This is a genomic window from Agrobacterium bohemicum (genome assembly GCF_001562555.1).
In the GTDB taxonomy this organism is placed as follows: Bacteria; Pseudomonadota; Alphaproteobacteria; order Rhizobiales; family Rhizobiaceae; genus Agrobacterium; species Agrobacterium bohemicum.
The window spans coordinates 131,647-144,345 of record NZ_KQ961026.1 but is presented as its reverse complement, the minus strand read 5'-3'; the positions used below and the strand labels follow the sequence as shown (position 1 = coordinate 144,345).

13 protein-coding genes are annotated in these 12,699 nt (G+C 57.9%); 11 read left to right on the top strand and 2 right to left on the bottom strand.

Annotated features, from left to right (window positions below; genetic code table 11):
- Positions 1 to 3: 3 nt before the first annotated feature.
- Entirely contained in the window at positions 4 to 909 is a 906-nt protein-coding gene (locus ATO67_RS08140) for a LysR family transcriptional regulator (RefSeq protein WP_067646643.1), read from the bottom strand.
- 137 nt (positions 910 to 1,046) lie between these two features.
- Here ATO67_RS08140 and ATO67_RS08135 point away from each other — a divergent pair, with 137 nt between their 5' ends.
- The 10 genes from ATO67_RS08135 (at position 1,047) to ATO67_RS08090 (ending at position 10,253) form a co-directional block, all read left to right on the top strand.
- A complete protein-coding gene (locus ATO67_RS08135) occupies positions 1,047 to 1,769 on the top strand; it encodes a LamB/YcsF family protein (RefSeq protein ID WP_067646640.1) in 723 nt (240 codons plus the stop codon).
- Positions 1,770 to 1,842: 73 nt separating this feature from the next.
- Positions 1,843 to 2,076 (top strand): acetyl-CoA carboxylase, encoded by a 234-nt coding sequence (locus ATO67_RS08130; protein ID WP_067646637.1) that lies wholly within the window; start codon positions 1,843 to 1,845, stop codon positions 2,074 to 2,076.
- Complete coding sequence (locus tag ATO67_RS08125) at positions 2,076 to 3,440, top strand: acetyl-CoA carboxylase biotin carboxylase subunit (RefSeq protein WP_067646634.1); 1,365 nt, start codon at positions 2,076 to 2,078, stop codon at positions 3,438 to 3,440. The genes ATO67_RS08130 and ATO67_RS08125 overlap by 1 nt, the downstream gene beginning before the upstream one ends.
- Positions 3,441 to 3,452: 12 nt before the next feature.
- On the top strand, positions 3,453 to 4,328 hold the full coding sequence (locus tag ATO67_RS08120) for a 5-oxoprolinase subunit B family protein (RefSeq protein WP_067646631.1): 876 nt from the start codon (positions 3,453 to 3,455) through the stop codon (positions 4,326 to 4,328).
- A complete protein-coding gene (locus ATO67_RS08115; RefSeq protein WP_067646628.1) occupies positions 4,318 to 5,289 on the top strand; it encodes a 5-oxoprolinase subunit C family protein in 972 nt (323 codons plus the stop codon). The genes ATO67_RS08120 and ATO67_RS08115 overlap by 11 nt, the downstream gene beginning before the upstream one ends.
- A gap of 252 nt (positions 5,290 to 5,541) precedes the next feature.
- Positions 5,542 to 6,294: an ABC transporter ATP-binding protein gene (locus tag ATO67_RS08110; RefSeq protein WP_067646625.1), complete on the top strand. Its 753-nt coding sequence runs from the start codon at positions 5,542 to 5,544 to the stop codon at positions 6,292 to 6,294.
- Positions 6,291 to 7,025 carry an ABC transporter ATP-binding protein gene (locus tag ATO67_RS08105; protein WP_067646622.1) on the top strand — a complete coding sequence of 245 codons (735 nt, stop codon included), beginning with the start codon at positions 6,291 to 6,293 and terminating at the stop codon, positions 7,023 to 7,025. The genes ATO67_RS08110 and ATO67_RS08105 overlap by 4 nt, the downstream gene beginning before the upstream one ends.
- 1 nt (position 7,026) lies before the next feature.
- On the top strand, positions 7,027 to 7,932 hold the full coding sequence (locus ATO67_RS08100; protein ID WP_067646619.1) for a branched-chain amino acid ABC transporter permease: 906 nt from the start codon (positions 7,027 to 7,029) through the stop codon (positions 7,930 to 7,932).
- 4 nt (positions 7,933 to 7,936) lie between these two features.
- Positions 7,937 to 9,019 (top strand): branched-chain amino acid ABC transporter permease, encoded by a 1,083-nt coding sequence (locus ATO67_RS08095; RefSeq protein WP_067646616.1) that lies wholly within the window; start codon positions 7,937 to 7,939, stop codon positions 9,017 to 9,019.
- A gap of 40 nt (positions 9,020 to 9,059) precedes the next feature.
- The gene (locus ATO67_RS08090) at positions 9,060 to 10,253 is read left to right on the top strand and encodes an ABC transporter substrate-binding protein (protein ID WP_082760200.1); all 1,194 of its coding nucleotides are present in this window, start codon (positions 9,060 to 9,062) and stop codon (positions 10,251 to 10,253) included.
- A gap of 84 nt (positions 10,254 to 10,337) precedes the next feature.
- Here the strand turns inward: ATO67_RS08090 and ATO67_RS08085 are convergent, their stop codons facing one another.
- A complete protein-coding gene (locus ATO67_RS08085; RefSeq protein ID WP_067646613.1) occupies positions 10,338 to 11,339 on the bottom strand; it encodes an AraC family transcriptional regulator in 1,002 nt (333 codons plus the stop codon).
- Between the two features lie 78 nt (positions 11,340 to 11,417).
- Here ATO67_RS08085 and ATO67_RS08080 point away from each other — a divergent pair, with 78 nt between their 5' ends.
- Entirely contained in the window at positions 11,418 to 12,620 is a 1,203-nt protein-coding gene (locus tag ATO67_RS08080; protein WP_067647296.1) for an MFS transporter, read from the top strand.
- Positions 12,621 to 12,699 lie beyond the last annotated feature (79 nt).

Here is a 12,699-nt window from a genome sequence, read left to right as displayed (position 1 = left end):
CCTTCAGCCTCCGCCGCCCATGGTCACGGACATGAAAGCCCGGAAGGTTGCAGCCGCGGCGACAAGGGGGCGGGCTCTTGCCCAGGCGAAGCCGACGTCCATGCTCGGAATGGGCTCGGCCAGCCGCTTGAGTTCGATGCGCTGTCCCTCAAGTGACCAAGGGCGGTAGACCATATCCGAGAGTATGGTCACGCCCACACCTGCTGCAACAAGTGAGCGGACAGCTTCGACGGAGCTGGTTGTCAGTACCGTGCGTGGCGTGAGTCCTGCCAGATCCCAGTATCGTCCGGCGGTTTCGTTCGCTTCATCGACGGTCAGCATGACATAGTCTTCCTGCGCGATATCGGCCAGACTGATGTCGTTGCGCAAAAGCAGGTGGTGATCTGCCGAGAGCCAGAGGCGTCGACTGGATCGCATCAGGACTTCTTGTTCCAGTTCTTTTGTGTTGCCAAGGTTCGACACCAACATCAGCGCTATATCGATGTCGCCGCAGGCTAACTGCCGCTCAAGCTCCGCGCGGGGCAGTTCCTTCAACTCGACAGCGATTTGCGGATAGGTCTTTCGAAACCGCGCATAATATTTAGACATGAAATATCCAGTGACGGTATAGGTCATTCCAAGTGTTAGTTTGCCAGCGTAACCTTCACGCTCACGCAATGGACTGTGCACTGCGGCAGCGACAGCGCCGGTGATAATGCGGGCGTGTTCCAGAAAGCGCGAGCCCTCCATCGTAAGGCGTACTCCGGCATGGGTGCGCTCCAGCAGCTTGACGCCGAGCTCGTCTTCAAGCGCTTTGATGGCCGCTGTCACGGCTGATTGTGAGATATTGAGATTAACGGCTGCATGACTGACTTGGCCGCTTTCAGCCGACGCTATAAAATAGTTAAGCTGTTTCAACGTGATGCTCATAAAAGTTCACCCTCTGAATAATTATCTTTTTTTTTGATAATACATTAAAAAAATTACTATTTCACAAGAGCAAAATCCTCAGACAAGATTTGTGCAACGCCGCAAAGACGGCAGCATACACAAGGGGAATTTCGATCATGAGCGTCACGCTAAACTGTGACATGGGGGAGAGCTTTGGCCTCTACCGACTGGGCGACGATGCTGGCTTGATGCCGCTTATCAATGTCGCCAACGTTGCCTGCGGCTTCCATGCATCCGATCCTGACCACATGCGCTCCACCGTTCGCCTTGCCAAGGAAAACGGCGTGAAGGTCGGTGCACATCCCTCTCTTCCCGATCTCCAAGGCTTCGGTCGTCGCGAGATGAAGATGAGCCGCGAGGAAATTGCCAATAGCGTCATCTATCAGGTCGGCGCACTGATGGGTTTCCTCAAGGCCGAGAATATGCCGCTTAACCACATCAAGCCGCATGGCAGCCTTTACGGAATGGCGGCGCGTCAGGAAGAAATTGCGCATGGCATCTGCGACGCTGCGGAAATTTTTGGCGTGCCTTTGTTTGGCATGACCAATACGCTGCATGAGAAAATCTATCAGCAGCGCGGCATTACTTTCATTCCGGAGTTCTATGCCGACCTTGAATATGCCCCCGGCGGTACGTTGATCGTGACCCGCGAACATGATGCTAAAGACCCCGACCTGATGGCTGAGCGCTGTGTGCGTGCGCTGAAGGAAAATAAGGGTACGGCAAACGACGGGAGTTTCTTCCCGGTCACGTGCGAGACCATATGCGTTCATTCCGATACGCCGAACGCCATCGACATTGCCAAGACCGTGCGCGAAGCCATAGCGCCCTGGCACTGAGATCGACAACCGCCTCAAACGGCGGTTTTATGCCTGCAGTCTTCTCGCATCGTCGGAACCGGAGAACCTTGCCATGACACAGATTCTTTCACCTCTTCCAGGAACGTTCTATCGCAGCGCAGCGCCAGGCCAGCCACCTCTGAAGGCAGATGGTGAAGACGTCGCCATCGGTGACGTGATCGGCCTCATTGAGGTGATGAAATCCTTTCACGAAGTCCGTTCAGAGGTTGCCGGCAGCAGCGTCGCCTTCCTCGTTGATAACGAAGATCCGGTGATGGCCGGTGCAGCGCTTGCGGAACTCAGCTGATGTTGAAAAAACTGCTGATCGCCAATCGCGGGGAAATTGCGGTGCGAATTATTCGTGCAGCGCAAGACCTCGGCATTGCGACCGTTGCCGTTTATTCCGCAGCCGATGCCGAAGCCCTGCATGTGCAACTTGCTGATGAAGCGGTGAATATTGGCCCTCCCGCCGCCAAAAAATCCTATCTCAATATCGAGGCCATTCTTGACGCGGCCCGCAGCACCGGGTGCGACAGCGTGCATCCCGGTTATGGATTCCTGGCGGAAAACGCTGCGTTTTCGGATGCCGTAACGGCGGCCGGCCTTGTCTTTGTAGGTCCATCGGGCAACGCGATCCGTCTTATGGGTGATAAGGTGTCGGCACGCGTTGCGGCAGCAGCAGCTGGTGTTCCCGTGGTTCCGGGTTCTGCCGGTCGCGTCGAGAGCATCGAGGCCGCGCGGGGTGTTTTGGAAGAGACCGGTTTTCCGGTGATGATCAAAGCCGCGGCCGGTGGCGGCGGGCGCGGCATCCGCATCGCCAACTCGGCTGCCGAATTTGAACAGGCCTATCCGCAGGCGCAGGCCGAAGCTTTGGCTGCGTTTGGTGATGGCGGCCTGTACATGGAAAAGGTCATCGGTCGGGCGCGTCACATCGAGGTGCAGGTTCTGGCCGATGGCCATGATGCAGTGCATTGTTATGAGCGGGAATGCTCGCTTCAGCGCAGACGCCAGAAGGTATGGGAAGAAGCTCCCTCCCGTGCACTGTCTGATGCCTTGCGCGAAGAGCTTTGCGCATCTGCAGTGGCGCTGGCAAAAGCCGTGTCATACTCTGGTGCGGGTACCGTCGAATATCTCTATGACGATGCGGCCGATCAGTTCTATTTCATCGAGATGAACACCCGTATTCAGGTCGAACATCCGGTAACGGAAGCCATTACCGGTATCGATCTGGTGGCAGAGATGCTGCGGATTGCGGGTGGGGAGCCGTTACGACTTGTGCAGGACGATATCAAGGTCAAGGGTCATGCCATCGAGGTGCGGCTGAATGCCGAGGACCCGGCCAAGGATTTCGCGCCGTTTCCGGGCAAGGTCGATAATCTTCGCATCCCCGGCGGGCCGGGCGTGCGGTTCGATTCCATGCTCTACAATGGCTACCAGATACCGCCCTTTTACGACTCGCTTCTGGCAAAGCTGATCGTGCATGCGGAAACACGCGAAGCTGCGATTGCACGCCTGAAAAGAGCCTTGAACGAACTTGAAATCACCGGAGTGAAAACCACCAAGCCGCTGTTTCTGGCGCTTGCCGCCGATCCGTCGGTGCAGGTGGGAGACGTGCACACGCGCTGGCTGGAAGGCTGGCTCACCGAAAACGCAGCGGCGCTCGCCGGCTGAAAAGGAGAAGCGATGTCGATACGATTCAATTTCGGCGGCGACGAACACATCTTCGGTGAAGTATCCGAAGACATGTCGCTGGCCTCGTTTTTCACCGGCCTATCGATGATCAATGCGGTGCGTGAGGCCAATATTCGCGGCGTGACCGAAACCTGCCCGGCCAATGCCAGCTTCCAGATTCGTTTCAACCCTGACATCATCTCCCCGCAGGACCTGCTGACAGAACTGAAATCCATGGAAGACGCGGCATCGAAATCCGATGCGGCACTGAAAACACGGATCATCGAGTTGCCGGTCTATTTCCAGGACCCATGGACGCATGAAACCGGCATGCGTTTTCGCGAGCGCCACCAGGACCCCAGCTCGACCGATCTGGAATATTCCGCACGCATCAACGGATACGGCACGGTCGAGGAATTCATTGCGGCCTATTCAGGCCAGCCATGGTTTGTCTCCATGGTCGGCTTCGTTGCCGGTCTGCCGTGGCTCTATCAGATGGTAGAACGCAAAAAGCAGATCGAAGCGCCGAAATATCTGCGCCCGCGCACGGATACGCCAAAACTGACGGTAGGGCATGGCGGCTGCTTTGCGGCGATCTATTCAGTACGCGGTGCCGGTGGTTATCAAATGTACGGGGTCACACCTGCTCCAATCTACGATCCGACCCGCAAGGTCCGTTATCTCACAGACGAAATGTGTCTGTTCAAGCCGGGTGATATCGTCAAATTCAAGTCGATCACCCGCGACGAATACGACGCAACGCTGGAGGAGATCGGGGCCAACAGATGGCAACCGACGGTGCGCGATTGCACCTTCAGCCTCACCAGTTTCAACAACGATATTTACGGCACCAACGCCCAACTGATGGAGCTTCTCCATGGCCGTTAAAGTCATCACGCCCGGCCTCGCCACCTCGGTTCAGGATCTCGGTCGCCCTGGTTATTACCATTCCGGCATTCCCGAAGGCGGCGGCATGGATCGATTTTCCACCCGTATCGCCAACCTTCTGGTGGGCAACGATCCCGGTGCTGCTGTCCTTGAAGTCACCTTCATGGGCCCAGAACTGGAATTCTCCAAGCCTTTGATCGTTGCAGTAACCGGTGGCGAACTGCCGCCGAAGGTCAATGGTGTAGAGCAGCCGACGTGGGAAAGCTTCGCCGTCCAGGCTGGGGATCGCCTGTCGTTCGGGTATCTGAAAGCCGGCGCGCGGGCCTATATCGCGATTTCTGGCGGTATCGATGTTCCGATCGTTCTTGGGTCACGCTCGACCTATGTGCTGGGTGCTTTGGGTGGTTTTGAAGGCCGTGTTCTTAAGGCAGGCGATGAGCTTCCTGTGGGCGAAGGTTCCGGCAAGGCCGGGCTTTCCCTTCCTTCCCATATGCGTGGTCTGGGTGCCATGCCCGCTGAACTCCGTATGCTGCCCGGTATTTACTGGCACCGCATAACGGAAGCTGCTGGAAAGCGGTTCTTCGAGGATACTTGGAAAGTGGCGCCGGAAGCTGACCGTATCGGGTATCGTTTCCGTGGTGGCACGCCGCTGGAATTCATGCCGCGCGTGCAGCCATTCGGTGCCGGTTCAGACCCGTCCAACATCGTTGATGCTTGCTATCCATATGGTTCAGTACAAGTGCCAAGCGGCACGGAACCGATCGTGTTGCACCGTGATGCGGTTTCTGGCGGCGGCTACATGATGCTGGGTGTTGTCATTTCTGCGGATATGGACCGTATTGCACAATTACAACCGCACACCCCAGCGCAGTTCGTGCCCGTTACGCTTGAGGAAGCGCTTGCTGCGCGGGCTGACCGAACGGCTGCCCTTGCGAAGGCAGAAGAATTCCTGACCGCCTGATGCGGATGTCTCCGGAAGAGGAACCGGAGATTTAAGGGGAGGGGTTGGCCAGCCGATGTTGGCTCTCCGCCGCGCCAGATAACAATATCCGGCGCGCGCAACGACAAGACGAAGCCGGTAAACGGCGTGAATTTGTTAGCCGAGCGATCCGCAGAGATTGCCGGAAGAATAAGGGGAACATCGCTGGAAACTTGAGGCCGTAACACGGCCCGCTCCAGCATGCCCTCTCCTGAAAACATAAGGAACAGGGGAATGGGTCAACTTAGCGCGGAAAACGTGTCCGTCGCCTTCGCGGGGCTTAAAGCACTGTCGTCGGTGACGCTGAACATAACGCCTGGACATATCAGCGGCTTGATCGGCCCCAATGGTGCCGGCAAGACGACGCTGGTCAATGTGCTGACGGGTTTTCAGGCTCCAACGGAAGGGGCCATCAATCTCGACGGCTCGTCGCTCAGCGGGCTCAAACCGCATATGGTACGCCGTCGTGGCGTCGCCAGAACCTTTCAGGGCGGTCGCCTGTTTCGGGATTTGGCCGTTATCGATAACCTCGAGGTAACAGGCGTGGGCCTCGGCATGAGCAGGCGAACCGCCGTTGCCGAAGCACAGGCCATGCTGGACTGGATGGGCATTGGTGCTCTCGGTTCGCGTATTGCCGGAACGCTGCCTTATACGGATGAGCGCCGTGTTGCCATTGGTCGCGCCCTCATTGGCCGCCCATCCTATATTCTTCTCGATGAACCCGCTGCCGGAATGAGCAGCCACGAAGCCTCCGACCTGTCGTCCCTCGTTCGGCGTATTGCCCGTGAACTGGGTTGTGGCGTTCTGATCATCGAGCACAATGTCGGCCTTGTGCTGGGGCTATGCGACCACATCGTTGTTCTGGATTCCGGGGCGGTCATCGAAGAGGGCACGCCCGCCGCCATCCGCGGCAGCGAGAAGGTGCGGCACGCGTATATGGGCACAACTGCCGACACGGATTTGCCCATTGTGGAGGCCCTGCAATGAGTATCCTTACGGTTTCCGACGTTGAGATACGCTACGGCAGACTGACTGCGGTGCGTGGCGTTTCTTTTTCGATGGATGAGGGCGAAATCCTTTTCATCACCGGCCCTAACGGAGCTGGAAAATCCTCGTTGATGCGGGCGATTGCGGGCGTGACCCCGGCAACTGCCGGGCGGATAGACTTCCAAGATCAAGATATCACCGGCAAAGCGCCGGAAGACATTGCACGCCTTGGCTTTTCCATGGTGCCCGAGGGTCGGGAGGTTTTCGGTTCACTGACCATCGAGGAAAACCTTCTGGTCGGCACAGGCATGCATGCGCGCGACCGTGGCTGGCGCGCCCGTGCCGCAATCGAGCTGGAAGCAGTCTACGAGACGTTCCCTATTCTAAAGGAACGTCGAAACGGGCAGGCGGGCCTCCTGTCCGGTGGCCAGCAGCAGATGCTGGTCATCGGCCGGGCCCTGATGACCAATCCACGGCTTATCGCCATCGATGAGCCATCGCTCGGTCTTGCCCCCAACATTACAGATCAGGTCTACGAACGGCTGATCGCCTTGCGTGCCGAGCGCCGGTTGACGCTGCTTGTCGTGGAGCAAAGCTCTGCCCGCGCCGTCATGGTCGGCGGGCGGATGATCCTTATGCGCGGCGGCGAGATCGTGCTGGATGGCGATGCCCGCACACTCGGCAACAGCGAGGCCATTCAGGCCGCCTATTTCGGTTACGAGGATCATTGAGATGTTACAGATCGTCTTCGACTCGCTGTCTCTCGGCTCCCTTTACGCGCTCGGTGCACTCGGCATCGCGCTAATCTTCGGCGTCATGCGGCTGGTGAACTTCGCCCATGGCGATGTTATCGCCTTTTGCATATTTGCGCTGTTGTGGCCTTCGACCGATGCGATGGCCATCGTCTTCGCCGGTCATCTGCCATGGTACCTGCTGGTGCCACTTGTCCTGATAACGGGGGCTGGGCTGTCGGTGCTGTGCGAAATCGTCGTGTTCCGCCGTTTTCGGCGGGCCAGCCCGGCAACGATGATGATTGCTTCCTTCGCGCTGGGCTTCGTGATCCGCTACTTCCTGCTGATGCTGTTTACCAGCCGACCGAAATCCATTTCGCTGTTGCCAATGCTGTCGCAGCCGGTCGAGATATTTGGCGCGCGGCTACCGCTTTTGCAATTGATCACCATCATCGCAACGGTGCTGATCCTCATCGGGCTTTCGCTCTTTCTGAGGCGCACCCGTTTCGGGCTGGAAATGCGCGCGGCTGCGGAAAACTTCTCCATGGCCCGTATGCTCGGTGTTCGCGCCAACCGCGTCATCATGGGTGCCTTTGCTTTATCCGGGGCCTTGGCCGGTGCAATCGCGCTGATCTTCGGCAGCCAGACGGGTACGGCCGATATTCAGATGGGAGCATCGATCATGCTGATGGCTTTCATCGCAACCGTCATCGGCGGGCTCGGCAGTCTGGCAGGCGCCGTTCTTGCCGGATTTCTGCTGGGGGCTGCGTCCGTCGTCATGCAGGTCGTGCTGCCGATTGATGCTCGGCCGTTTCGTGATGCCTTCGTTTATGGCGCTGTCATCCTCGTGCTTTTATTCCGACCGCAAGGCCTGATCGCCGCCCGCGGCACCAAGGAAAGGGTCTGACGACATGACCACAGCGACCATACCAGACCTACCCGTCGAACTGGCGTCTCCGAAGAAACCAGCACCTTTTTCGCTGGCGCGTCGCACCATGATAACGCCGATCCTGTTGTCGCTGCTGCTTCTGGCAATCGCGGTGCTGACGGTGATGACCGGGTCGAAGCCTTTCAATCAGGCCATGATCGATGTTTTCGTGCGTGTCACACTGGTCGTCGGTCTCTACATCTTCATCGGAAACTCCGGCGTCCTGAGCTTCGGCCATATCGGCTTCACCTGCCTCGGTGCCTATGCTGCCGCGTGGTTGACCATCAATCCGATCATGAAGAAAAGCGCTCTTCCGGGCCTGCCGCAGTGGTTGCTGGATACGCGATTGCCCTATTGGGAATCCGCAATATTGGCAGCGCTCTTTGCTGGTGTCGTGGCGCTCATTTTCGGCAAGGTGCTGATGCGGCTCTCCGGCATCGCCGCCTCGATTGCGACATTTGCCGTGCTTGCCATGATCAACACGGTCTATTCCAATTGGGAAGATGTCACCGGCGCGACGTCTTCGGTGGTCGGCATTCCCATCGTCAGAACCATCTGGCCTTATGTCGCAGCCGCTGTCATCGCCGTATTTATCGCCTGGGCGCACGCCATCTCCCGATCCGGCCTGGCACTTCGGGCCGCGCGTGACGAACCGACGGCCGCGGCAGCGTCGGGCGTCGATATTCCTAGAGAACGGCTGGTCGCCTTCACCATCTCCGGTGTGGTGATGGGGCTGGGCGGCGCCTTGATGGCGCATTCGATTGGTGTCGTCACGCCCGATACGTTCTATCTTGGCCTCACCTTCATCACGCTTTCGATGCTCGTCGTTGGTGGCATGAGCAGTCTGTCGGGCGCTGTCATCGGTGTGGTTCTTCTCTCTGCCCTCATTCAGGCACTTCGCATGCTTGAGGCCGGTGTCCCCGTTGGCGCTACGACCTTTGCCCTTCCCAAGGGGCTTCAGGAAATCGCCCTCGGCGTGATCATGATCGTGATTCTCGCGCTTCGTCCTGCCGGGTTGATAGGCAACCGCGAGATCACCTTGTTTCGTCGCAGTCGTAACAAATAGCCGGCGGAGAGGAAACCGCACGGCAATAAAGGAGAACGAAATGGCTTATATGACGAGAATACTGTCTGCGGTGCTGGCGACCGCCATGACCAGCTTACCCGCATGGGCAGACGACGATAAGATCGTCGTTGGTTTTGCCACCGGTGCTTCCGGTTTCATGGAAGCTTATGACAAACCGGCGCAGGATGCGGCGATGATCCGTATCGACGAGATAAATGCGGCTGGCGGCTTGCTCGGCAAAAAAATCGAGGTTGTCAGCGCCGATACGAAATCCGACCGTGCAGAGGGTGCAAAAGCCGGTTTGTCCGTCATCGACCAGGGTGCGGACCTCGTCGTGGTATCGTGCGACTATGACTTCGGCGCACCAGCGGCACTGGCGGCGGAAGATGCGGGACTTGTTTCATTCTTTCTCTGCGCAGAATCCGTGAAAGCGGGTATTCAGGGTGTCGGTCCGCACAGTTTCTCCGCATCGGTCCTGGCTGGCGTGCAGGGTGCGACGATGGCAGAATGGGCTTTCAACGAGAAGAAGGCCAAGACCTATTATCGCCTCCTCGATACCTGGACGGAATATAACAAGGGCATCTGCGACGGTTTCGACTGGATGATGCCGAAACTTGAGGCCAAGGGTGCTAAGCTCGTGGGCAAGGACACCTTCAAGAACGACGATGCCTCCATCGCGGCGCAGATCACCCGCATCAAGGCACTGCCTCAGGAGCCAGATGCCATCATGCTGTGCACGATGATGCCGGGTGCCGTATCGGCGATCAAGCAGATCCGCGCTGCCGGTATCAACTCGATGATCCTCAACGGTTCGGGCGTGGACGGAAGCTACTGGCTGTCGGCGGTGCCGGACCTCTCCAACTTCTTCACGCCGGTTCAGGGCTCGATATATGGTGACGATCCTAACCCGGACGTCCAGACATTCAATGCCGCCTACAAGAAGAAAACTGGCTCTGATCCATCCAGCCAGTATGTCTATCCCGGCTATTCCATGATTGATGTCTGGGCAAAAGCCGTAGAGCGTGCGGGGACCACCGACGCGGACGCCGTCGTTGCTGAACTCGAAAAGATGAAAGATGAGCCTACCCTGTTTGGACCGCGCACTTTCACCGCAGAACTGCACCATCAGAACAAGGCTCGCTATCTCATCGTTGAAACGAAAAACGGTAAGCCGGGTGTTGTCGGTAACTGGACAATCTCTGAAGCCGTCCCTCTGAGTGCGCTCGTCAAGTAGTACAATCTGAACTACCAAACGCCATGCGCTGCACAAGGCGCATGGCGTTTGCCGGTCTTGAGATATAAAACCAAAACCCTGCAGCTAACTGATTTGCGCGCTGGTTAATCGCTCGATAGTTCCTCGAGCGGTCAGTGAGCCCGGCGGGTGGCCGATGATGCGTTTGAAAGCGCGGCTGAAAGCGGCTTGGGAGCCGTAGCCGAGTTTGATTGCTGCTGTCTCTATCGGCATATGCTCCTTGCCGATCCATTGCGAGGCAAGGCGCATGCGTAACTCCGTGAGGTAGCGCAGTGGAGTAATGCCTGTGACCTCCAGAAAGCGTTCGGCGAAGACCGAGCGGGACGCACCCATCTGGCTGGCGAGTTCTGCAAGGGACCAGTCGTGGCCGGGATTGTTATGGATGGCCAGAATGACGCGACCAAGCCGAGGGTCACGCAGGGCCGCAATCCAGCCAGAAGAGTCTCCGCATCCGCATTCCACCCAAGCCCGCACGATAAAGGCCGCAACCACATCTGCCAGTCGGGCAAGAATGCCTGCGAAACCTGCTCGTTCCTGCCTGGTTTCCCGTTCCATTGCTTCCAGCATCGGCAGCAGTTCCGGGTAGCGGGTGATGAGCGTATCGACAAACATGACCTCTGGCATCAAGCCGACCAGCGGGTGCAACCCGCCCAGATCGAACTCCATACAGCCACTGAAAACCAGGACGCGTTGGTCGTTCGGCATGCCCGGATCGCAGGCTGTTACGTTCGTGACCGAGTTGCAAAGCGGCGCCGCATCAAGCGAGCGAATGTTCTGGCACGGTAAAGCCGGGCTTGAGACCAGCGAATGCGCGCCGCCGCGCGGCAAAAGCACAGCGTCACCCGTCTTCATGGTATGAAGCGTGCCGGCCACCGTTCGCAGATAGACCGGTCCACGTGCTACAAAGTGAAACTGCGCACGTCCTTCCACCTCCCCAAAGCCCAGGCCAAACGGCGCGGTTGCTTCGATGCGGCGGTAATCCAGCCCGACGAGACGCATGCCCATCAGCAATTCACTGATGAGGTCAGGATCAGGCAAGGAATGTTTTTCGGACTTTCGATCAATCATGGCGGATTATTTGGCATAGATCGTCCGAAAAGTCCAGTTTATGTTAAGGCCATTCTCATCCTCCCAAAGGACCTGACTATGAACCCGACTTTTAATAGTGTTTCGACGGATGCGAGTCCGCAAGCGCCCAACTGGGGCGCCGTGACATCCATGGCACTTGGCGTTTTCGGACTTGTGACAGCAGAGTTTCTGCCCGCAAGCCTGCTGACGCCCATTGCTACCGAGCTTGGTATTACCGAAGGCGCCGCTGGCCAGGCGGTAACCGTCACTGCCGTTGTTGGCATGGTGGCGAGTTTGCTGATCACCTCTGTCGCACAACGTATCGACCGGCGGCATCTGATGATGTTCTTCTCGGCCTCGCTTGTGGTGTCCAACTTGATGGTAGCAGCCGCGCCGGGCATGACGGTGCTGTTGATCGGGCGTCTGTTGTTGGGTGTGGCTCTCGGCGGCTTCTGGGCTATGTCCACTGCCATTGTCATTCGGCTGGTTCCACCCGCGAGTATTCCACGCGCATTGTCGATGATATTTAGTGGCGTTTCGGCGGCAACCATCGTCGCTGCTCCCGTTGGCAGCTATGTGGGCGAGCTCGCGGGCTGGCGCTCGGTCTTTGTGTTGACAGCACTGCTGGGCGTCATTGCCTTTGTGATGCAGTTTCTGACCTTGCCAAAGCTTCCCCCATCTGGCTCGACCAGTCTGAAAACTCTGGGCGTGGTCCTCGCTCGACCTGGCATCGCACTTGGCCTAATCGCGGCAACGCTCGTTTTTGGTGGTCATTTCGCGTTCTTCACCTATTTGCGACCCTATCTCGAAGCGAACATTGGGGCTGGCATCGGCATGGTATCGGCTTTATTGCTTGGTTTTGGACTTGCCAATTTCGTTGGAACGTTGCTGGCGGGATCATTGATCAGCCGTAGCCTCAGATTTTCGCTCGCAGCCCTGCCGTTGCTGATGGCGCTCATCGCGCTGCTGCTCGTCACCACAGAGCCACCATTGCCGGTAGCGGCTGTCATGGTCGCCGTATGGGGTTTCCTGTTTGGAGCTGTTCCCGTGTCATGGTCCACCTGGCTGGCGCGCACGATTCCTGATGAGGCCGAGAGCGCAGGTGGCCTGCTCGTGGCGTCTATACAGTTCGCCATAGCCATGGGTGCTGCGGTTGGTGGCGTTATTTTCGATATGAACGGCGCTTTGAGCGTGTTCGGTACGAGCGGGTTGATCCTGGCCCTCGCTGCAATTGGCATCGTCGTGGGTGTGAAACCACAGCCGCGTATCAGTGTCGCCTGATAGAGCTTGCAGTATCTGAAAACAAAAATGCCGGGGTTGATGCCCCGGCTGTTTCGTTGGCCAAGCCGCTTCGGTCGTG